Raw genomic sequence first — 21,532 nt, 5'->3', positions numbered from 1 at the left:
CAAACAAAGGGCGTCCGCACACTCTGCGGACGCTCTTTCTTCGCCCCAAACTCGTATAATCAACACTGAACATGGCAGACGATCAGAACTCTCTCCCCCTCGGCGCTAATCCGAACGATCCGCCCTCGGCGCAGGACGCCAACTCCAACAACCCGCCCCCCGGCGGTTCTGGCGGAGACGGCCCCGGCGCGCCCACAGGTCCCGGCGCGCTGTACATGTCTTCGATCAACCTCGAAGAGGAGATGCGACGGTCGTACCTCGACTACTCCATGTCGGTCATCATCGGCCGCGCTCTGCCCGATGCCCGCGACGGCCTCAAGCCCGTGCATCGCCGCGTGCTCTACGGCATGCAGGAGATGGGTCTCCAGTTCAACAAGAAGTACACCAAGTCGGCCAAGGTCGTCGGCCACGTCATGGGTAACTACCATCCCCACGGCGACTCCGCGATCTACGACACCATGGTCCGCCTCGCGCAGCCCTTCTCGCTGCGTTACCCGCTCGTAGACGGCCAGGGCAACTTCGGCTCCGTCGACGGCGACCCACCCGCCGCCATGCGTTACACCGAGTCCCGCATGACGCGACTCTCCGGCGAGCTGCTCGCCGACATCGACTCCGACACCGTCGACTTCGTCCCCAACTACGACGAATCGACCTCTGAGCCGTCGGTCATGCCCACCCGTTTTCCGAACCTGCTGGTCAACGGCGGCGCCGGTATCGCCGTCGGCATGGCGACCAACATCCCGCCGCACAATCTCACCGAGACCCTCAACGCTGCGATCGCGCTGCTGAACAAGCAGAAGGGCGAAACGCGCTCCGACCTCGAGATTGCTCTCGAGTTCGTCAAGGGCCCCGACTTCCCAACCGGCGGCTTCATCTACGGCAAGGGCAACCTCGTCCAGACCTACAGCACCGGCCGCGGACGCTTCATGATGCGTGCCCGCTGCGCCAAGGAAAACATCACTGGCGGCCGCGAAGCCATCATCGTCACCGAGATCCCTTACCAGGTCAACAAGTCGACCCTCATTAAGCGCATCGCACAGCTCGTCACCGAAAAGATCGTCGACGACATCTCCGATGTGCGTGACGAGTCCGACCGCGACGGCATGCGCATCGTCATCGAACTCAAGCGCGGCGCGCAGATGGAGATCGTCCTCAACCAGCTCTACAAGCACACCTCCATGCAGGAGTCGTTCTCGATGATCCTGCTGGCCGTGCACAACAACCAGCCCAAGGAGCTCTCGCTCGACGCTGCGCTCTGGGCCTTCCTCGATCACCGCATCGACGTCGTCCGCCGCCGCACCGCCTTCCTCCTCGGCAAGGCCCGCGAGCGCGAGCACATCCTGCTCGGCTACCAGATCGCGCTCGACCACCTCGACACGGTCATCAAGATCATCCGCCAGTCGTCCTCGCGTGCAGACGCTCGTGAGAACCTCTTCGCCTACTTCTCGAACCGCCGCATCACGCTCCGCGGTACGGAGATTCAGGGCGTCTCGCTCGACCCCGGCAAGTACAACATCGACATGAACGGGGGCTCGATCAACGCGCAGCAGGCGCTCGGCACCGCGGCGAACGGCAACAACGCTGGCGGCACGCTCATCCTCTCCTACCGCCAGATCGACGCCATACTTGAGCTGCAGCTTTATCGCCTCACCCAACTTTCCATGGACGAGCTCTTCAACGAGCTCAAGATCGTCCGCGACAACATCGCCGAGTACGAGTCCATCCTCGCCAGCGAAAAGAAGCTCCGCGGCGTCATCATCAAGGAGCTCGAAGACACCCGCGACAAGTACGGCGACGCACGCCGCACCACCATCGTCGACGAGTCCACCGAGCTCACCCTCGAAGACCTCATCGCCGACGAGCAGGTCGCCGTCACCGTCTCCAACACCGGCTACCTCAAGCGCACGCCCATCTCCACCTACCGCCAGCAGAAGCGCGGCGGCACCGGGCGCCTCGGCATGAAGACCCGCGAAGAAGACGTCGTCGCGCAGCTCATCATCGACTCCACGCACGCCTACCTGCTCTGCTTCACCAACAGCGGCCGCGTCTACTGGCTCAAGGTCTACGAGATCCCCGACGTCGGCGCCGCCGGCAAGGGCAAGGCGATGGCCTCGCTCATCGACCTCCAGCCCGGCGAAAAGGTCGTCACCATCCTCCCCGTCCGCGACCTCGAAGAAGAGAACAAGTATGTCCTCTTCGCCACGCAGAACGGCACCGTCAAGAAGACCGCACTCAAGGACTTCTCGAACGTCATGGCTCGCGGCATCATCTCCATCGGCATCGACAAGAACGACGAGCTCGTCACCGCCCGCATGACCGACGGCGAGCAGATCATCTTCCTCGCCACCCGCGACGGCATGGCCATCCGCTTCAACGAGCAGGACCTCCGCCCCATGGGTCGCCCCGCTTACGGAAACAAGGGCATCACGCTCAAGAAGGGAGACTACGTCATCGGCGCAGTCGCCACTCCTTCGCCTGAAGCCCGCAACAAGCAGCGCCTCGAACGCGCCATCGCCCAGGGCCTCGCCGACCAGGTACAAAGTGCCATCGACGAAGCCTCGGACTCGGCCGCCTCGCAGCCCCTCACCCTCGCCGAAGGCGACGACACCCCGGCCGCTCCTCAGGTCTCCGAGGAGTCCGCCGCCAAGCTCGCCGAACTCGACGAAAAACTCGGCCTCACCCCCTGCCTCATCCTCACGGTTTCTGAGAACGGCTTCGGCAAGCGTACGGACGTCGACGCCTACCGCCTGCAAACCCGCGGCGGCAAGGGCGTCATCAACATGAAGGCCACGCCCAAGATCGGCAAGGTCACCACGATCCAGCTCGTCGACGACACCACGGAGATGATGGTGATCAGCCAGTTCGGCAAGATCATCCGCATCGACACGAAGAGTGTCCGAGCAGCCGGCCGCGCCACGATGGGCGTCAAGCTCCTCGACCTCGACGACGCCGACAAGGTAGCCGCCGCCATGGTCATCCCCCCCGACCAAGGCCCCAACGGCACCCCCGAAGGCGAACTTCCCATCCAGTAGCTCCAACTACAGAGGCGCAGGTCACGACGTATGAACATTTACCTCGACACCTGCGCTCTCAACAGACTCACCGATGATCGCTCTCAGCCTCGCATCCGCGAAGAGCTGGAAGCGATCTTCGGCGTTTTGGATGCAGTAAGTCTGGGACACATTCGTTGGATCGCCAGCTCTGCAATCAAGTTCGAGCTCGAACGCAAACGCAACCCAGTCCAGCGGCAGGCCGCGCTCGACTTCCTCACCTTCGCCAGCGAATATGTCCTCCCAACAGAAGCCACATTCCGTCGAGCACAGAATCTCGAAAGCCTCGGTTATGGCGCCATGGACTCGCTTCACCTGGCGATTGCAGAGCAGGCCAAGGTGGATGCATTGCTCACGGTTGACGACCGCTTCCTCAGCCGCGCTGCTCGCGGTGAAGGAAACCCAACCGTCCCCGTATTGAATCCGATAGACTGGTTGCGAAGGAGACGCCCATGGCGACTCACACGATGATGCCGGACATGACGGACGAACAGTTCCAAAAGAGCACGTTCGAACTCATCCGTCGCGAGTACGGTTTGGGCGGGCTCGCCCGGTTCCTCAGCCTCAACTACTCCGGTAAGGGTGACTACACCGTCGACCGCGACACCCTCCTCGCAGACGTGTCCATTGAGAGCGCTTGGCAAGAACTCAAATCAAAAGACCTTACCCGAGAATAGGTAATCTCGATGGTCCTCAAGCTCCTCGACCTCCATCGACGCCGACAAGGTAGCCGCCGCCATGGTCATCCCCCCTACCAAGGCCCCAACGGCACCACCGAAGGCGAACTCCCCATCCAGTAACCACCATATGCAGAGAAAGCAGCGATGAGCCATCAGCTAGAGCTTGCCGATCAAGAATGGGCTGAGGAGCCGAACGGGAAAACTCCGTTCGGCTTTTTTGCATATCCATCGACCCCACCTATGTTGCCCCCAACGATCCGGGCCGCGATTGAAGGCATAAATGCGACGGGCAACGCTCTGATCGTTGGATGGGAAGACCTTTGCGTTAACGGTCGTTTCATCATCCGTGAAATAACGAAGGCAATCGACGACTGCGATTTCGTATGTGCGGATGTAACTGGCATCAACCCGAACGTGCTTTTTGAAATCGGGTATGCGATTGCTCGGAACAAGAAAATTTGGCTCGTACGCGATGGTTCCCTTATTGACACTAAAAAGGAATTTGAGCAGCTGAAGATCTTGACCACCACTGGATATGCGTCTTATACAAACTCGGCAAACATCATTGACGCGTTTTTCAATGACAAGCCTTATGAGAACCTAACGGACACAATCTATGAAAACTCTATTGCTTCGATACTCGGCCCGCAGTCAGAAATCCCTTCAATTCTTTATTTGAAGAGTTTGCATGACACAGAAGCTAGCGTGTATATCACTCGGACGATCGAGGACTCAAGTGTTCCGACAATTCTCAACGATCCAAGAGATAGCAATCTCCAGCCGCTTAGTTGGTATGCGCAGAGCCTTTGGAATTGTGTGGGGTGCATCACACACTTCGTAAGCCCCGCACGAGATGGTTTTCGACGCCATAACGCTAGGTATGCTCTAATCAGTGGTCTTGCTGTAGGTCTTGATTTGAAGTTGCTCATGCTTAGTGAGCATTCCGAAATGTTGGCTCCACTAGACTACAGAGATATGATGCAGAGCTACACAACTCCAAGTGAAGCTGCTGAACTCTCCAGCGCATGGCTTGATCCGATCGCTATACGAACTGCTGTTGAGAAACAGAGCGTCAACAAGCATGCGAGTGCTCTTAAGCTGGCTACGCAGCTTAAGGATTTTCACGTCAAACTCGGAGACTGGATTGCCGAGAACGAAAAGGCTTCTCTCAATAGCTACTTCGTCGAAACAACCGTGAGCCTGGACATCCTAAACGGCACGCAAAACGTCTTTGTTGGCCGGAAGGGTACAGGGAAGAGCGCCAACCTCATACATGCAGAATCAGTGATTGGAGCAGACAGCAGAAACCTTGTTTGCTTAATGAAGCCCGTTGGTTATGAGATAGAGGGGCTTGTAAGGTTGTTTGCTCGTTACAAAGAACATGATGTCAAAGGATATGTGATCGAAAGCCTTTGGAAATTTATGCTCTATACAGAAATTGCCTCTGCCGCGTACAAGCAGGTCAGCCAAACAACCTTGTGGGAAATGGCCGATCCTGACGTCGCGGCATTCGTAGCAATTATGGAGTCAGAGCTATCTTTTTCGGGCGACTTCACGATTCGCCTAGAAAGAATTGTGAATAGCATGGAGGCCGTAATATCTTCCAGCTCAGAAGAGACGTTTCGTAAAGGAATATCCGAAGCCCTTCACAGTGGTGCCATCGCGAAGCTTCGTAATAGCTTAAACAAGGTCCTCGCAAAAAAGCGGACCGTCTTGATGCTGATTGATAACTTGGACAAGCCTTGGACTAAAAAAGCTGATTTAGGCGAGTTGGCTGAATTTATTTCGGGATTGTTGATTGCGACTTCTCGCCTCGGTGAACAGATAAACAGGTCTGACAAAGATAAGCAATTTGTCAGCTTTAATAGTGCCGTTTTTCTTCGTTCCGACATTTTCGACCGCGTGCTAGATGTGACCCTTGAACCAGATAAACTGGCGTACACGCGAATGAAATGGGATGATCCTGAAATGTTGATTCGCGTCATTGAGGAACGGTATATCGCCTCCCATGGGCCTCAGAGTAATCCAACTGCGTTATGGCGTAAGTATTTCTGTGCGGAGGTTCGCGGCATTCCGACTCGAGAATATTTAACAACGAGGATTCTCCAACGTCCGCGCGATATTATTTACCTCGTAAAGGCCGCAGTCTCGTTTGCGGTAAACCGAAAACGAGATCGTGTCGAAGAGAAAGATGTCCTCGACGGTGAGAAGGAATACTCGCAGTATGCGATGGATTCAATCCTTGTCGAGAATGTTTCTACGATTCCTCAGCTCGAGCAGGTGCTTTTTGAGTTTGTTGGATCGCCAGCCGTCGTTTCCATCGCAGAAGTAGAACGCAACTTGACGAGGGCGCACATAGCCCCCGAAAAGCATCGAGATGTCATAGAACAACTCGTTAGACTATCTTTCCTTGGACTAGAGGTGTCCGAAGACTCCTTCGCATTTGCTGAAGAATCGAGAGAGTTGAGGAAGAATCAAGTTCTAAGTGAGCGCTTTTACGAGAAGTCTGGCCAGCAGGAGAGGTTTGAAGTTAACAAACCATTTCGTTGCTATCTTGAGATTCAAGACTGATGAAGTGATAGGACACATTCCGTGTACCGAACACGCTCGGTCTCCCCGACTTACATAATCGTTGAGAGATTGCATCAAAGCCTCCAGAGGTGAACGATGTCCCAGGACAACCACGAGCACGAGCAGAAATCGAAGGCGCACCAGCCGCACGCCGTCCACGAAGACCAGCACAAGGGGCCGCACGATCCCAAAGAGATCAACCCCAAGCTCGCTTCCGATATCGCCTACTGGTCCCACGAACTCGGCGTTTCGGGTGACAAGCTGCATGAGTTGATTCGCGTCCACGGCACGCACGTCGACAAACTCCGCCACGCGCTCCAGAAGTAAGCCCGTCAAAGGGTCCGCAGCGGCACATCCGGGCAAGCAAAACACGCAGAAACCGAGGAACCCTCGGTTTCGCCAAAACCCTACCGAAGGTCCCCTCGGTTTGAATCAAAAAACACCCGCTTTACGGCTGAGCAAGCCATGCAAAAGGTTTCTGCCAACATCGGCAGAACCCTTTTGCGTACTGATGCTTCTCGCGGAGGTTTGCTTACTTGCCCCTCTTGCCGCAAGAAATTACCCCAGTCTCGATCTCTGGTTCTCCTGGTTTGGGGTGCTGGAGCTACCCCCGGCCGGAGGCTGTCACTGGTAGAGGAATCCTTGCCTTCAGCATTACCGCAGCAGGGTCTGCTTCGTCCACGCGGGCCCCTTCACGATGTAGAACACGCGGTCATGCGGTGCGAAAAGCATGGAGAAGTGTCGAGGGGCGAAGGAGGTTGCGCCGCCGCAGGAGTTCGGATTCATCGAGATCGCATAGCGGCCGTGAACGACAGGTACAAGGTCTCCTGCATAGGTGCGGCAGGCATCATCTATCACCGGCGTCTCGTAGTGATACTTGTTTGCCGGGTGTAGCAGGCGTGAGTCATTCATATATCCCGCTGTCATAATCTGTGTCCACGCGTTGTAGGCGAAGCCGCCGTCGATCGCTTCGCGGGGAACGCCTGTATGCTCGACCTCCTGCAGCGTATCAACTTGAGCTTGATAGAGCGTGAACGTATCGCGCAGGCCTGCAACGTAGAACGCTGCAAAGAGCGCAATGGAAAGCCAGACGGTGCGAGGAAGGCGAAGGCTGACATGTCGCTGATAGAGCAGTACCGCAGCCAGCAGCAGGATGAATTGTGGGATGAGAATGTAGCGGTCAATGTTCAGCAGAACAACGGAAAAGCGAGGTAGCAGCAGAAGCAGGTAAGCCAGCGTGCAAGGGCCCAGTAATACGACCAGTTCGTAGGTTGTCAGTGTTGTTCTTGGTTCCGTGACCGGGCGATCTGTACGCGGGGTACTTGGCTCACGAGAGGTGAAGAGGACTGCAATGAAGCCCACCTGCGCAGCGAGCAAAAGCACAAGGAAGGTGTGACGCAGCAGAGGTGTCAGGAAGAGCGAAGGTGTTCCCAGGAAGGTCTGGTAGTACTCGAAACCATAGTAGGTGAAGTTGGAGTAGCCATAAGGAATCTCCCACGCGCGTTCTTTGTGAACCAACGCGGCACCTGCTACAAAGAGCAGGGCAAGCAGTATCCATGAGGTTGCGACTCTTCTGGTTTTGCGACTCCGAAACGCTGTGGGGCTTAGTACGATCAGCACCGGCATAGCTAGCAGTAGCGTTTCAAGCAGGGTCATGACAACGAACTTGATGGTGATGATCACCAGCGACTTTATCCCAGGAATTCGGGGTGGCAGCAGGTGTTCTGCCAGCGCATACGGTTGCTGGTTAAACCAATGCAGAAAGCCGATCATCGTGGTGATGCCTATCATGGTGCAGAGCAGGCCCGTGACCGCAGCGAGACGATTCTTTCGCAGTAGCCACAAGGTGCAGGGAACCATCACCAGGACTCCAAGCCATGCGATCTGGCGTGCGGTTCCACCTACTCCGTTGCTAAGGGCTGCCGCGCATACCCACATGGCCGCGCGTCCTGGAGTGGAGGCCTGCAGCGCACGCACACAGGCATAGCAGCAACCGAAGAGCACCAACATGCCGTAGATATCGCTCATAAAGCTGAAGGTCACACCTAACCAGGTGGAAGAGAGCATCATTGTCAGCGTGATGGCTGCAGCGTTCCATGGCGTCGTGCCCATGCGTACGAGCAGGCGTTGCAGCAGCGCCGCGACGAGGATTGCAACCAGTAGCGTACCGACTCTGAGCGTGCTCATCGAGAAGCCGAAGAGCTTGATCATCAACGCACCCAGATAGAGCTGCCAGCCCAGCATTGCAGTTGCCCACCCGTTGTAGACGATATGCCCCGTATGCGCGAGGAGCTGTGCTGACCGCGTGTAGGAGAAGTCATCAACCTGCGCCATCTCTGCCCAAGGATGGATGAAGATGGCGCAGAACGGCAGAAACAGCATGCATAGCAGTGTGGGTAGCAACGAGCGAATACGTTGGGACACGAGCACTCCTGGAGAAAGCGTGAGTTGTTCGGGTGTTGCGCTGGAGCAGCGATTAGGTTGTCAGCAAACTCATTCTCAGGCGCAACTGACTAATGCAAGTATTCCGGCCCCTTCACCATGTAGAGCGAGCGCTCTTGTGGTTTGAAGAAGGTATGGAATCGATACGGCGCGAATTCAGGAGCTCTTCCTCCGCAGGCGTTCGGATCATAAGAGATGACATATTTTCCGTGGACTACCGGCGTCTCGTCGCTTCCATTGGTGATGCAGGAGTTGTTCTCTATCGGCTCGATTGGGGTGTAGGTTCCAATCGGCTTCACGATACGTGGATCGTTCAGGGAGCCGGCAGTCATGATCTGAGTCCATCCATTGAACTGAATGCCACCATCGATCTGCTGACGTGGAACACCGCTGGCTTCCACCTGGTGCAGCAGTCCAGCCTCCGCATTGAAGAGCGAGAAGGCGTCGCGCATGCCTATAACGTAAAAGATACTTAGCAGCGCAATCGAGAGCCAGACTGTACGGGGTAGATGATCAGCCACACGCTCCTGATAGAGCCGTACGGCCACGAACAGCAGGACGAACTCGGGAAAGAGCATGTAGCGATCGAGGACTCGAGGTACAGGGATGTAGCGGGGAATCAGCAGCGCGATATAGGCCACGGTGCAAGGTCCGAACAAAACCAGGAGCTCAAAGTTGCTGAGTTTGCGCGAACTGTCTGATGTTGTGTGTTGCGGCACAGGCGTATGTGTCGGGAGAAAGAATAGAGCGATCAGCCCCAACTCCGCAGCGATCAGCAGCCCCAGGAAGCTGTGTCGCATTAGCGGCGTGATCATCAATGGGGCGTGGCCGAGATAGGCACGCGTATATTCAAATCCTTCGTTCCAGAAGTTGTTGTACCCGTAAGGGATCTCCCAGACGAAAAGTTTGTGCACGTGATGGAGATATGCCAGACGAACGATAACAAACAGCAGCCAGAGTGCCGCGGCTTTCATGGCACGTCGGTTGCGGAAGGCAAGCGGAAGCAGCGCGATCAACAGTGGCAGGCTCAGCAGCAAAAGCTCAAAACCTGCTTGTACGCCGAACTGGATCAGGCGCATCACAAGCAGCTTGATGCCAGGCCGTTGCGGCGGAAGGAGGTGCTCAACGATGGCGTAGGGCTGACGGTTAAACCAGTGCAGGCAAGCGAATACTCCGGCGATGCAGAGAAGTGTGCAGGGAACCCCGGCGAGCATCGCTTTACGATTTCGACGCAGCAGCCAAAGCGTGCACGGCACCATCACGAGTACGCCTAGCCAGGAAATCTGTCTTGCTGTACCCATGACGGTGTTGAACACTGCGGCAAAGCAGAGCCAATAGGCTGCATGCGATTCTTCCGTGGTCTGAAGCGCGCGAACGCAGCCGTAAATGCAAGGCAGCATCGCGACCATTCCATAGACATCGCTCATGAAGCTGAAGGTCACGGCCAGCCATGTGGCTGAGGCGAGGAAGGCGAGCGTGATCGCTGCAGCGTTCCAGGGAGTGATACGGAGACGTACCAGTAGGCGGTGCATAAGTGCCGCCGTCACCATCGACATCAGCAGCGTTCCCACGCGTGCAGCGGCGAAAGAAAAGCCGAAGAGCTTGATCATCAACGCGCCAACGTAGAGTTGCCAGCCGAGCATCGCGGTAGCCCAGCCGTTGTAGACGATATGCCCTGTGTTCGCCAGCACCTGCGCGGTGCGCACATAAGAGAAATCGTCGACGATGCCTATTTCGACCCACGGATGGAGGAAGAGGGCGCAGAGCGGCAGAAATGCTACGCATAGCAGCAAGGGCAAGAGTTGTTGCGCACGGTGCTTCAAAAGGGAATCCCTCCTAATTCTCAACGGGTGTGGAGAGTGTTAGTTCGTGAAGAGGTTTCGAATGCTCAAAACGTAAGGTTTGTAGTCCAGGCGCGGCAATACCTGCCGCTGCACGCGACTATTGAGCAGCATCAGGATGGACGACAGTGCGGTGAGACCGATCTGGGAGAGCAGAATGATCATGCCAAAGCTCACTTCTGTTGCCCAGCCTGGTGTGGCATGTTGCGGCATAAAGAAACGAAGTGCTGTTACTGCAAAGATGGCAAGCACAGTGCCACCGGCGAAGATCACCGACAACAGCAGCAAGCGAACAAAGATCGCATCAGCATAGACGGAGATACCGCTTAGTCCATGCACGATCAGTGAGACAAAGTTCATCTTTGATTTGCCATCATAGCGATAGCCCCGGTCTACAGGAACCTGCGTGATGGGGATGCGCGAGCGCAGGATCGCGGAAGGTAGATGGTTCCAGAGTTCCGAAACGAGCGTGAGACGGCGTGCCTGACTGATCGACATCACCGAAAAATTTCCGAAGCTAATCTTTCTTCCCGTCACAACGAGAAACAGCATCTTGTAGAGGATGTATGAGGTGCGGAAGACGAGCGCCTCTGTGCGCCGTCGTCGCTGCGCCACTACGCAGAAACTCTCAGAGTCTTTAGCCGCATTCAGCAACCGGGGAATAGCCTCTGGCATGTCTTCGCCGTCGGCATCCATCACTACAACGGCTTCACATGCGTTTTGCTCCACGACCGTGCAGAGCCCTACTGCGATGGCGCGTTGGTGGCCAATATTCACGCCGAGATGAACGATATCGACAGCTTTCAGGGACTGGAACCGGGGAAGCCGGTCCAGCAGGACCTCTACAGGCTCACTGCTGCCATCATCGACCGCGCACACCTTGATCGAAAGCCCGGTTTCGCTGGCAAGTTTATCCAGATTCTTCAGCAGAATTGCAAAGGAAATCCAATCATTGAAGACCGGTGTGACGACGCAAAGACTCTTCATGAACCACCGCAGCGTAGGATAAGCAACGTTTCCATCTCGGGCATGTCGGGCATGCAGGAAAGAGAAGCGAAGCTTCGGTAAGAGTTCGTAGGGTCAAGGATACCTGTTTCGTCTCTGTGGGGCAGTGAAACTTCTGCTCCGCATCTGCGCTGCAAACCGGAGCTGGTAGCTATAGATCTTGTTGGGTTTAGCGTTATGACGTAGAACTCCAACTTCTCGACGGACAGCATGGATCTGCGGGGGATCAAGAGGGCATGGCCTCGCAAGAGAAGACTCTGCATCGCGGACTGGTGAAATCCGCAGGTTTGCTGGAAGCTATTACTCTTCGGGTGCTCTCTTTATGCGTGCTTTTCGGATAGATAGGAAACTGCCATAGGCGGAATGACTGACGAGCCGGCTATGGCCCTTACGAAGCATGCAAGAAATGTAACGAACAAGCCCTGCCAATCTGGCAGGGCTTGTTTACGCTTGCAAGCTCTTACGCGGCAGGCAGCAGAGCGATATCGTCCGAGACAAACGCATGGATCGGCTGTCCCTTTTTGATCTCCACGTTCGACCCGTGGTGGATCAAACCGAGCGGCCCAAACAGCACGGTCAAAACGACGGTACCGGTTGTGCCGTTCGCGCCTTCCTTACCCTTCGTGCCGCGCAGGCGGATCTTGCCCGAGTCTGTTTTCACATAGTCCAGACGGATGTTCAGTTGTCCGGCCTTGCCCATCATGCCGTTCTTCTCGGCTTTGGTTACTTCACCTACAGCAGGCGAGCCAGCCTTTGCGACAACGACACCGTTTACTTTCAGGTCGTCCACCAGGCGAAGATTCACCGCGTCACCCTCGGACGAGGTCTTTGAGCTAAGTGCGTCCATGAACGCCAGGTTCACATCCTCACCTTCGCGGAGCAGGTATTTGCCACTTGCATCCGGTCCCAGGGAGACAGGAACAGCGGCGACAGGAGTAGGAGTTGCAGGGGAAGCCACGGCTGCAACAGGAGTCGCTGCAGGCGCGTTTGTCGCAGCAGCTGTCTGTTGCGCAAAAGCACTACCTGCGCAAAGTGCGCAGGCGCAGAAAAGGGATAAAGCTCTCATCAGGCCCTCAAAGAAACACAAAAATGATTGGTCGGATAAGCCTATCTGTCTGTTGACTTGATAGCAATGAAATTCCGGAGCCTTGTTCTTCGCTTTGTGCGCCTCAATCTCCCCTGTCTTCATGTGCTTGCCGGAAAACGCACACGGAAGAGCTACTCACCGCGACTCCTTGCGCAAAATAGCGTCTAACAAATTAGAGGAGTTTTGCCATGACCCCGAATTACAAGCTTGTTTTCGCGGTGCTGGCTCTCTCGAGCAGTGTGGCTTTTGCCCAGATGTCGCCCGTACAGGACGCTGCCCCGATTGAGCGCCCGGCGCCGTCCGCTTCTGCCTCGACCAGCTATGCTGCCGATCAGCCCATGCCACAGGTGCAACAGGATCGTCCCCATCACCTTCGCGGCCAGATTGCAACGCATGTTCTGAACCCGGCGCAGGGCGTTCGCGTGCTGACGAACACGCAACTGGAAACCATCGCCACCGGCAACGGTCGCACAGAGCTTCGCCTCAGCAGTGGTAAGGCGAACGTGATTGTTGACAACCCGGCAGACGGCGCTCTGATTCTCATCGATCTTCCCGGCGGCCAGGTCGACCTTATCCGCGACGGCTTTTATACGCTGAATGCGCAGACCAACCGTGTCTCCGTACTGCATGGCGAGGCGAAGGTCTTCGCTCCGGATGCTCCTGCGAACGCCGAGGGCAAGACGGTGAAGGAAGGGCAGGGTGTTGTACTCAACGGCCACCCGCATCCGGACGACCTCTATGACTCGCAGGCGCAGGCCGACATTCTGCCGTGGAGCGGTGGTGCTGGTCCGTCGGATGTCGCGATGAAGAACGGTCAGCAGCAGCAGGGCTATCCGCAGGGATACACCGACAGCGGTTGCGATGGCTGCGCGAGCGATTACGGCTATTACGGTGACGGCTTCTATGCCGGTTATCCGTACTACGGTTATGGATACGGCTACGGCTATCCCGGTTGGGGCTGGGGCTTTGGTTATCCCGGCTACGGTTGGGGGCTAGGCCTTGGCTACTATGGTGGCTACTACGGCGGTGGTTACGGCTATCGCGGTGGATACGGTGGTTACCGTGGCGGATATGGTGGCTATCGTGGAGGCGGCGGTTTTGGCGGCTTCCATGGCGGCGGTGGTGGTGGTTTCCATGGCGGCGGTGGTGGTGGTTTCCACGGCGGTGGTGGCGGTGGCTTCCACGGTGGTGGCGGCGGTCATCGCTAAGGCTGATACATCAAAGGGGCTGCGTTCTTCGCGAACGCAGCCCCTTTTTCTTTGTCTTATTGCGGTTTACTCCAGGGCAAAAGCCATCAGGCTGTCGCCGATCGGCGTCCCGAAGCCGCCGTGTCCACCGGCAGCGATCACGACGTACTGCTTGCCGTGCCAGGTGTACGACATCGGCGTTGCCTGTGCGGGCACAGGCAGGGGAGCGCTCCACAGTTCGCTTCCGGTGTGAGAGTCGAACGCACGCAGCAACGGCTCTCGCGTCGCTGCGGCGAAGGCCAGCCCGCTGGCTGTGATCAGCGATCCGCCAAGGGTGATGGTGCCGGTCTTAGGCTGAATGTGGTTCAGCGTTCCGAGGGTGGACGAGAAGACCAGCTTGCCCGTGTTCAGGTTCAGCGCGGAGAGTGTGCCGAACGGCATCACCGCGCACGGGTGTCCGGCCGCTGTGCGGAACGGCTTGCGGATGATCGAGTACGGCGTTTCATCCTGAGCGCTGTGCTCGTAGCCGAAGTGCTCGGTGTTGGAGTGCGACCGCTGATGCAGTGCGACCTGGTCCTGGTGGTTCAGGACGAGAAAGGCGATAGCTGCTCCGCCGAAGACGACAACGCAAAGCACCATGGCAGTCGTCCCGGGGTAGATCGACCGCCGCCTGACCATACCCACGCCGAGAATCAGCACCAGGGCCAATCCGCCAAAGGTGTAGAGCGGGTTTTCCCAATGCGAAAAATACTCATCGAGCGCGGTTTGCCGTGGCTGAAGCTGCACGATAAAGGCGTAGCGATTGGTGTTGGCGTAGAGCACATCGGTCTGGGGATCGACCGAGGCTGATCCCCAGTTCACGCCGCCGAGGTTGCCGGGAAACTGCAGCGACCCGCCGAGCGTTGGCGGCGTGTATATCCCCTCATACCGCAGCCCTGAGAGAATCTGCCGACATTCTGTGTTGTCAGCCGCATTCATTCCCAGCATGTCCTCGCCGGGAATCGTCAACGGAGCCAGCGAGTCCACGCGCTGAAACGGCTGCGTCGGCGACGAAGTTTCGCCCGGGACATCTGTCTTCGGCACTGGCTTTTCGTCGACAGGGAAGAGCGGCTCACCCGTTAGCCGGTTCAACTCAAAGACCATACCCTGCTTGGTGTTGATCGCAATGGCCGGCACGTTCTGCTTGCCGTCGGGCCCATGCCACGTGAAGAGCAACGGCTCGGCAGCCACGTCGTAATCCCACAGATCGTGGTGCGTCACCTGGAAGCCCCATACGCGACGCCCCGTAGACGCGTCGAGCGCAACGACGGAGTTGGCATCGCGGTTGTCGCCAGGCCGCAGACCGCCGTAGAAGTCAGGACTGGGTGCGCCGGTGGGGACGAAGACGAGGTTGTGCTCGGGGTCTGCGGCGATCACGCTCCACGCGTTGCCTGCACCGGTGCGCAGCTTCTGGCGATCGGCCCACGGCAGCGGCTCCCACTTCCAAAGCAGCTTGCCTGTGCGGGCATCGAAGGCACGAACCAGCCCGGACTCAATATCCACGCGGCGATTGTCGCCGATGCCGGAGCCAACGATCACGGCATCGCTAACGACGGTCGGCGGGGAGGTCATGAAGTACGGATCGTGCGGCTTGTAGCCAACGTCACCCAGCAGACTGACGGTGCCTTGTTTGCCGAAGTCGAGGCAAGGCTTGCCGGTTGCGGCATCGAGCGCCATCAGCCGCGCGTCCATGGTGGCGACGAAGACGCGTGCCGAGCAGGCCGCAGCGTTAGCGGGCAGAGGGGCATCATCCGTTGCGAGGGGCCACGCCGCTACGCCTCGCGAGGTGAGAATGCCCGCGCTGGAGACGTCGCCCAGCTTCGGATCGAAGTTCCATAGTGCTTTGCCGGTAGCAGGATCGAGTGAGAAGACTTCATCGAACGGCGAAGTGAGCAGAAGCGAGCCATGAAAGAGAATCGGCGTGGCTTCAAACGAAGAGCCTGCGAGGCCCGGCCGGTTCTGTGTCAGCACGCCGGTGTGGAACGTCCATGCGGGTTTGAGCTTCTGAAGATTGGCTGGCGTGATCTGTGTCGCGGCGGTATAGCGCTGTCCGCCTGCATCGCCGCCGTAAGTAGGCCAGTCGGCGTGGGGGGAGGGATGCGCTTGTGCGGCTGCGTTCATCGCAAAGCAGGAAAGCGAAAACAGACAACCAAGAAGACGCGGGGAAAGCAAGCGCACGAAGGCTCCTTCAACTCTCACGAGTTGCCGAAAGTATATCGAGGCTGCGCGGAAAGGTTTGGTGGCGGCTGTCACATGCATCCGACGAGTTTGATCGAATGTGCGGTACATGCGTGAAGCCGGATTCTCGGGGGGCAATACAAAGGCCCCGCTTTTGCGGGGCCTTTGTGTTGCAGATGGGATAGCTTAGATTTCCTTCACACCGTCGACGAACGCCTTCAGCTTGCGCGAGCGGCTCGGGTGACGCAGCTTGCGGAGAGCCTTCGCTTCGATCTGGCGGATACGTTCGCGGGTAACCTGGAAGCTCTGGCCTACTTCTTCCAGCGTGTGCTCTGAGCCGTCTTCGAGGCCGAAGCGCATCTTGATCACGCGCTCTTCACGCGGAGTCAACGTGCGCAGCACCTGCGAGGTGTACTCCTTGAGATTCACCGAGATAACCGCATCCGACGGCGAAACCGCCATGCGATCTTCGATGAAGTCACCAAGATGCGAATCTTCTTCTTCACCGATCGGAGTCTCGAGCGAGATGGGCTCCTGCGCGATCTTCAGGACCTTGCGGACCTTCGCAACAGGGATATCCATGCGCTTGGCGATCTCTTCCGACGAAGCCTCGCGGCCGAGCTCCTGCACCAGCTGACGGGAGGTGCGGATGAGCTTGTTAATCGTTTCAATCATGTGCACCGGGATACGAATGGTGCGGGCCTGATCGGCGATCGCGCGGGTGATGGCCTGACGGATCCACCATGTGGCGTACGTCGAGAACTTGTAGCCACGGCGATACTCGAACTTGTCGACGGCCTTCATCAGGCCGATGTTGCCTTCCTGGATCAGGTCGAGGAACTGCAGGCCACGGTTCGTGTACTTCTTCGCGATCGAAACGACGAGACGAAGGTTCGCTTCGATGAGCTCGCGCTTGGCGCGCTCCGCGTCCATGTCACCCTGGATCATCTCGCGCTGTGTGCGCTTCAGATCGTCGAGTGATATGTCGGAGTCCTGCTCCAGGCGTTCGAGGTCGACGCGGCAGTTCTTCTGCTGGCGGCGATACTCCTTCTTCAGCTCTTCGCTCTTAGACGCGTCAAACTTGGCGTCCAGCGTCTTGATCTGGCGCTCGAGCGTACGCATCGAGTCGACCGTCTTGTTCACGCGGTCGAGCAGACGCTTCTTTTCTGCGTTGGTGTACTTCAGGTCGCGAACGACGCGTGAAATCTGCACCAGCTCGCGGCCCATCAGCCAGCGATACTTGCGGCGTTCCTTTTCCTTGGCCTTGGCGTCCTTGCCGGTCGGCTCTGCAGCCTTGGCTTCGTAGTCGGCGGCCTTCTTCTGGTGCTTCACCAGCGCGTCGATGCGCGTGGCTGTTGCCTTTACGCGTGCCGCAAGGATGTCTTCGGTCAGCTCTTCTTCGTCGAAGGTGACGACTTCCTTGATGTTGCGGACGCCGCGCTTCAGATCTTCGCCGAGGCCCACGATCTCGCGAATCACGATCGCCGAACGGGAGATCGCCTTCATGACGCGGAGTTGTCCGCGCTCGATACGCTTGGCGATTTCGACTTCGCCTTCACGCGTCAGCAGCGGCACGGTACCCATTTCGCGCAGGTACATGCGGACCGGGTCGTTGGTCTTTTCCAGCTGGCCGGGCGTCAGATCGAGTTCGACGTCGTCGGAGTCTTCGTCAACTTCTTCGGTATCGCGTTCAATTTCCTGGCGCGAGCGGCGTGACTCGGAGTTCAACACGTCGATGCCCTGCGTGTTGATCGTCATCAACAGATCGTCGAGCTGATCGGAGTTCGTCACGTCGCCCGAGATCATGTCATTCACGTCGCCAAACGTGAGGAATCCCTTGTCTTTGCCGGTCTCGATGATCCGGTCTACGTCTTCTTCGTACTTGTCGATTTCTTCAGCCATGAGGCGGCACTCCTGATTAGCCCGGTGCGTGAGCTGCGACCAACGCGGGCGGAAAATCAATATCTGCGGGACGCGTGTGCACCGGCTGGTACACAGACAGCTCTCCCTGGGTTAGATCGGATCGCGGGACATTGGGTTGCGGTCAGGGCCGCGGGCGCAGGCCTAAGCACATTTGGCGGATCAAAAATCCGCGCAGGGAAGGCTTTCAGGCACTCAAGGCGCACGTCTCCAGCGAGAACCAGTCTAACAAATTAGACGGGAAGTTGTGGAAAAAGATGCAGGGTTGCGGTAGCGTTTGTGGTCCGGAAGGCGGTTTTCGACGCTTAGCCGAAGAGCGTGGGCTGTGCGCTGTCGTCGCGCAGCGGTTCGGCGGCCGCTCCGCCCTGGCAGAACGGGCAAAGCCGTGCCTTGATGTCCATGCCGTTACAGCCGTACTCCCGGCTGCAGCCCTGGCACTTCATCCGGTAGATCACCTGGTTGGCCCGCAGGGTGGAGGCTGCGCCGGTGCGTGCGACTACGACCTGGGCGTTCGGGTTGCGAAAGCCCGGCTCGGTGGTGACGGCGCGTGCGCCTTCGCGCACTCCGGAACCGGCTCGCGGTTTTGACGTCAGTCTCATCCTGCTCCCAAGGCTAACGACACTGGGCGTGGATATGTGCCACGGGCCGTTGCGACTCTTGGTGCGCCTGCCGGAGCGCGGCGGCTCTTATACTTGAAGACGCCACTATGTCTGATGCCAACACCACACCGTCTATCGCCTTTGCGCCCATCGACGAGCAGCTCGATCTGATTACGAAGGGCGTCGCCGAGATGATTCCGGCCGCCACGTCCGACTCCAAGGAAGCGCTACGCGCGCGCCTCGAACTCTCTCGCCAGAACGGTGTGCCACTGCGCATCAAGGCCGGGTTTGACCCCACCGCGCCTGACCTCCACCTTGGCCACACGGTGCTGATGCGCAAGCTGCGCCACTTTCAGCAGCTCGGCCACACGGTTATCTTTCTTATCGGCGATGCGACTGCGCTGATCGGCGATCCGACCGGCAAGAACGTTACGCGCAAGCCGCTGACGCGCGAGCAGATTGCGGTGAACGCCGCTACGTATCAGGAGCAGGTCTTCAAGATCCTGGATCGCGAGAAGACCGAGGTGCGCTACAACTCGGAGTGGCTCGGCGAGCTTGGCTTTGAGGGCATGGTGAAGCTCGCGGCCAAGTTTACGGTTTCGCAGATGCTCGAGCGCGAGGACTTTCATAAGCGCTTTACGGATGAGCAGCCTATAAGCGTCCACGAACTGCTTTACCCGATGGTGCAGGGCTATGACTCGGTCGCGCTGCGTTGCGATGTCGAGCTGGGCGGCACGGACCAGAAGTTCAACCTGATGCGTGGCCGCGATCTGCAGCGAGACGCCGAGCAGAAGCCGCAGATTGTGCTGATGACGCCGATTCTCGAAGGCCTCGATGGCGTACAGAAGATGTCGAAGTCGCTGGGCAACTTCATCGGCGTAACGGAGGCTCCGGCAGAGATGTACGGCAAGTTGATGAGCGTCTCCGACGAACTGATGTGGCGCTACTGGACGTTCCTTACCGATATGCCCGCGAGCGATATTGAGCAGATGAAGGCCGAGGTCGCCAGCGGCGCGTTGCACCCGATGCAGGCAAAGAAGAACCTCGCGGAGATGATCACCGCCGACTTCCACACGAAGGACGCCGCAGCAGACGCGGCTCGCGGCTGGGCCGAGATGTTCCAGCAGCGCAAGGTGAGCGAGGATGTAGCCGAGGTGGAGATTTCGCTCGCGAGCGAGGGTCTTCTCGGCGAAGACGGCACCGTGCGTCTGCCCAAGTTGTTGGTCCTGGCAAAGCTCGCAGCCTCCGGCGGCGAAGCCACGCGCAAGCTCGGCGAGAACGCGGTCAGCGTGAACGGCGAGAAGTTTGCCGAGCGCTCGATCACGCGCGAAGCGCTGGGCGAAGCGCCTGTGCTGCGGCTGGGCAAGAAGGCTGTCCGCGTCGTTTTCACCGCCTAAGCGGCCTTTGCAGTTACCCGGCTTCCTCCGGTAACTGCAACGTGTGGCGTCACGGCAGGAAATAGTAAGACTCAGCGCACAGCGTGTGATTCATTGCCATGCGCTAAAATTCCGTTCACCATGAAAAAGCCACTTTCGAAGCTTGCTCTGCTCGCAGCGTTGGTGTTTTCTTTCTCCGCGCAATCATTGGCGCAAACGACCACCCATACTCTCCCTACCGGAAGCGCCATTGACGCAAAGGTGAAGCAGGTGATGGCTCAGAGCATGCGATGGGCCTGGCGATTGCTTTGATCGATCATGGCAGGGTTCGTTATGTGCATGCCTATGGTCTCCGCAATGAACAGGGCGATCCGCTCACCACGGACACGGTGATGTACGGAGCTTCGCTGACCAAGATGGTCTTCAGCTATCAAGAAAGATCCGGGTGGAATTCTCAAGCCGCGGCTGACTGCCTAGAAATGCGTATCTCTCTCTTTTTTCTCTGAAAAGCTTATGCAAATCTTGGAAAAAGTGTTGCCTGCCGGGCAATCAGTCTCTAAGTTAAGTAAAGCAGAATCAATAAGATCAAGGCAGACAGTCAGGCAGTCTCTGGGGGAGGGGTACCCACATCGGCACTGGCTCAAAACACCCGTAAATCGGGAATCGGAATTCTCATTCGATATCGCTATACTTCAAAGAGAAAACCGTGGTTTTTGCGGTAAAGGAACGGGCGAATGGGTTCAGCGACGATCAGTGTGGACGAGTTTCAGGCGCTTGAAGCGCGTGTGCTTCAAGCTGTCGAGCTGATCCGCAAGGAACGCGAAGCTCGCGCCACGGCAGAAGAAGCTCGTGACTGGGCTCGTGGCGAAGTCGATGGTCTCCGCAAGGAACTGGCCGACGTCACCGAGGCGAAGGGCCACGCGCAGCATGAGTCGGAAGCGCTTCGTGTGCAGGTAGAAACGCTGGAAGCCAAACTGGCGGAAACGCAGAACCAGCTCGCCGGAGCCCATGCGGAAGCGGCTGGATTGCACGAAAAGCTCGCCGTAGCTTCTGCCTCGCAGTCGGAGGTCGAGAACCTGCACCGCGAGCGTGAAACGGTTCGGCTGCGGGTAGAAAAGATGTTGTCGCAAATGGATGAACTGCTGTAACTGGAAGTTGGGAGATTGACGTTGAACGAGATGACACCACAAACCGCTGCAGAGAAGAGCCGGGCAGAGCTTGAAGCCCGCGAGAGCGGAGCTGTCGTCGTGGACATCTACGACCAGGTCTACCAGTTGCGCGGTACGGACCCTGAGTACATCGAAAAGCTGGCCCAGTTGGTGGACGCGAAGATGCGCGCTGTCTCAGCGCACGGCGCTACGGTGGACTCGCTGCGCGTCGCGGTGCTGGCTTCGCTGAACATTGCGGACGAGCTGGTGACGCTGCGTACACGCTATGAGACGCTGACCTCGCGCTTTGAGCAGTCGCAGTCGACGGTGCGGACGAAGACCGGCTCGTTGAACGGGATGCTGGACGCGATCTTCGACGAGCGCAAGGTCGGCTAGTCTCTCTGACAAG

At 57.9% G+C, this 21,532-nt stretch carries 16 protein-coding genes and 1 pseudogene; 10 read left to right on the top strand and 7 right to left on the bottom strand.

The window, feature by feature from the left end:
• The first annotated feature begins 71 nt into the window (after positions 1-71).
• The 5 genes from gyrA (at position 72) to PW792_16475 (ending at position 6,628) form a co-directional block, all read left to right on the top strand.
• Positions 72-3,032: a DNA gyrase subunit A gene (gyrA, locus tag PW792_16495; GenBank protein ID MDE1163524.1), complete on the top strand. Its 2,961-nt coding sequence runs from the start codon at positions 72-74 to the stop codon at positions 3,030-3,032.
• A 30-nt stretch (positions 3,033-3,062) separates the two neighbouring features.
• A complete protein-coding gene (locus PW792_16490; GenBank protein ID MDE1163523.1) occupies positions 3,063-3,521 on the top strand; it encodes a PIN domain-containing protein in 459 nt (152 codons plus the stop codon).
• Positions 3,503-3,727, top strand: a complete 225-nt coding sequence (locus PW792_16485) for a hypothetical protein (GenBank protein MDE1163522.1) — start codon at positions 3,503-3,505, stop codon at positions 3,725-3,727. Before PW792_16490 ends, PW792_16485 begins: the two co-directional genes overlap by 19 nt.
• Positions 3,728-3,874: 147 nt before the next feature.
• Positions 3,875-6,301 carry a hypothetical protein gene (locus tag PW792_16480; GenBank protein MDE1163521.1) on the top strand — a complete coding sequence of 809 codons (2,427 nt, stop codon included), beginning with the start codon at positions 3,875-3,877 and terminating at the stop codon, positions 6,299-6,301.
• A 96-nt stretch (positions 6,302-6,397) separates the two neighbouring features.
• Entirely contained in the window at positions 6,398-6,628 is a 231-nt protein-coding gene (locus PW792_16475; GenBank protein MDE1163520.1) for a DUF3606 domain-containing protein, read from the top strand.
• A gap of 327 nt (positions 6,629-6,955) precedes the next feature.
• On the opposite strand, the gene PW792_16470 is transcribed toward PW792_16475, so the two are convergent.
• The 4 genes from PW792_16470 to PW792_16455 form a co-directional block, all read right to left on the bottom strand.
• Entirely contained in the window at positions 6,956-8,725 is a 1,770-nt protein-coding gene (locus PW792_16470; protein MDE1163519.1) for a hypothetical protein, read from the bottom strand.
• 89 nt (positions 8,726-8,814) lie between these two features.
• Positions 8,815-10,566, bottom strand: coding sequence for a hypothetical protein (locus PW792_16465; protein MDE1163518.1), 1,752 nt, complete (start codon positions 10,564-10,566; stop codon positions 8,815-8,817).
• 39 nt (positions 10,567-10,605) lie between these two features.
• On the bottom strand, positions 10,606-11,571 hold the full coding sequence (locus PW792_16460; protein MDE1163517.1) for a glycosyltransferase: 966 nt from the start codon (positions 11,569-11,571) through the stop codon (positions 10,606-10,608).
• Between the two features lie 478 nt (positions 11,572-12,049).
• Complete coding sequence (locus PW792_16455) at positions 12,050-12,547, bottom strand: hypothetical protein (protein ID MDE1163516.1); 498 nt, start codon at positions 12,545-12,547, stop codon at positions 12,050-12,052.
• Between the two features lie 317 nt (positions 12,548-12,864).
• Here PW792_16455 and PW792_16450 point away from each other — a divergent pair, with 317 nt between their 5' ends.
• On the top strand, positions 12,865-13,884 hold the full coding sequence (locus PW792_16450; protein ID MDE1163515.1) for a hypothetical protein: 1,020 nt from the start codon (positions 12,865-12,867) through the stop codon (positions 13,882-13,884).
• Between the two features lie 66 nt (positions 13,885-13,950).
• On the opposite strand, the gene PW792_16445 is transcribed toward PW792_16450, so the two are convergent.
• From PW792_16445 to PW792_16435, 3 genes are all read right to left on the bottom strand, one after another.
• Positions 13,951-16,080, bottom strand: a complete 2,130-nt coding sequence (locus tag PW792_16445; GenBank protein ID MDE1163514.1) for a pyrroloquinoline quinone-dependent dehydrogenase — start codon at positions 16,078-16,080, stop codon at positions 13,951-13,953.
• Between the two features lie 186 nt (positions 16,081-16,266).
• On the bottom strand, positions 16,267-17,982 hold the full coding sequence (rpoD, locus tag PW792_16440) for an RNA polymerase sigma factor RpoD (protein ID MDE1163513.1): 1,716 nt from the start codon (positions 17,980-17,982) through the stop codon (positions 16,267-16,269).
• A gap of 323 nt (positions 17,983-18,305) precedes the next feature.
• Positions 18,306-18,599, bottom strand: a complete 294-nt coding sequence (locus PW792_16435; protein MDE1163512.1) for a hypothetical protein — start codon at positions 18,597-18,599, stop codon at positions 18,306-18,308.
• A gap of 107 nt (positions 18,600-18,706) precedes the next feature.
• On the opposite strand from PW792_16435, the gene tyrS reads away from it, so the two are divergent.
• From tyrS to PW792_16415, 4 genes and pseudogenes are all read left to right on the top strand, one after another.
• Positions 18,707-19,996 (top strand): tyrosine--tRNA ligase, encoded by a 1,290-nt coding sequence (gene tyrS, locus PW792_16430; GenBank protein MDE1163511.1) that lies wholly within the window; start codon positions 18,707-18,709, stop codon positions 19,994-19,996.
• Positions 19,997-20,259: 263 nt separating this feature from the next.
• A pseudogene (locus PW792_16425) lies at positions 20,260-20,481 on the top strand (serine hydrolase).
• Positions 20,482-20,709: 228 nt separating this feature from the next.
• Positions 20,710-21,123: a hypothetical protein gene (locus PW792_16420; GenBank protein ID MDE1163510.1), complete on the top strand. Its 414-nt coding sequence runs from the start codon at positions 20,710-20,712 to the stop codon at positions 21,121-21,123.
• Positions 21,124-21,153: 30 nt separating this feature from the next.
• Positions 21,154-21,519 carry a cell division protein ZapA gene (locus PW792_16415; GenBank protein ID MDE1163509.1) on the top strand — a complete coding sequence of 122 codons (366 nt, stop codon included), beginning with the start codon at positions 21,154-21,156 and terminating at the stop codon, positions 21,517-21,519.
• Positions 21,520-21,532 lie beyond the last annotated feature (13 nt).

It is taken from the genome of Acidobacteriaceae bacterium (genome assembly GCA_028283655.1).
In the GTDB taxonomy this organism is placed as follows: domain Bacteria; phylum Acidobacteriota; class Terriglobia; order Terriglobales; family Acidobacteriaceae; genus Granulicella.
The sequence above is the reverse complement of the archived record's forward strand: the minus strand, read 5'-3'. Positions and strand labels throughout refer to the sequence as shown.

Excerpts from the sequence above, each read along its gene's own strand:
- gyrA (MDE1163524.1), top strand. The coding sequence starts at position 72 with ATGGCAGACGATCAGAACTCTCTCCCCCTCGGCGCTAATCCGAACGAT.
- PW792_16490 (MDE1163523.1), top strand. The coding sequence starts at position 3,063 with ATGAACATTTACCTCGACACCTGCGCTCTCAACAGACTCACCGATGAT.
- PW792_16485 (MDE1163522.1), top strand. The coding sequence starts at position 3,503 with ATGGCGACTCACACGATGATGCCGGACATGACGGACGAACAGTTCCAA.
- PW792_16480 (MDE1163521.1), top strand. The coding sequence starts at position 3,875 with ATGAGCCATCAGCTAGAGCTTGCCGATCAAGAATGGGCTGAGGAGCCG.
- PW792_16475 (MDE1163520.1), top strand. The coding sequence starts at position 6,398 with ATGTCCCAGGACAACCACGAGCACGAGCAGAAATCGAAGGCGCACCAG.
- PW792_16460 (MDE1163517.1), bottom strand. The coding sequence starts at position 11,571 with ATGAAGAGTCTTTGCGTCGTCACACCGGTCTTCAATGATTGGATTTCC.
- PW792_16450 (MDE1163515.1), top strand. The coding sequence starts at position 12,865 with ATGACCCCGAATTACAAGCTTGTTTTCGCGGTGCTGGCTCTCTCGAGC.
- rpoD (MDE1163513.1), bottom strand. The coding sequence starts at position 17,982 with ATGGCTGAAGAAATCGACAAGTACGAAGAAGACGTAGACCGGATCATC.
- PW792_16435 (MDE1163512.1), bottom strand. The coding sequence starts at position 18,599 with ATGAGACTGACGTCAAAACCGCGAGCCGGTTCCGGAGTGCGCGAAGGC.
- tyrS (MDE1163511.1), top strand. The coding sequence starts at position 18,707 with ATGTCTGATGCCAACACCACACCGTCTATCGCCTTTGCGCCCATCGAC.
- PW792_16420 (MDE1163510.1), top strand. The coding sequence starts at position 20,710 with ATGGGTTCAGCGACGATCAGTGTGGACGAGTTTCAGGCGCTTGAAGCG.
- PW792_16415 (MDE1163509.1), top strand. The coding sequence starts at position 21,154 with ATGACACCACAAACCGCTGCAGAGAAGAGCCGGGCAGAGCTTGAAGCC.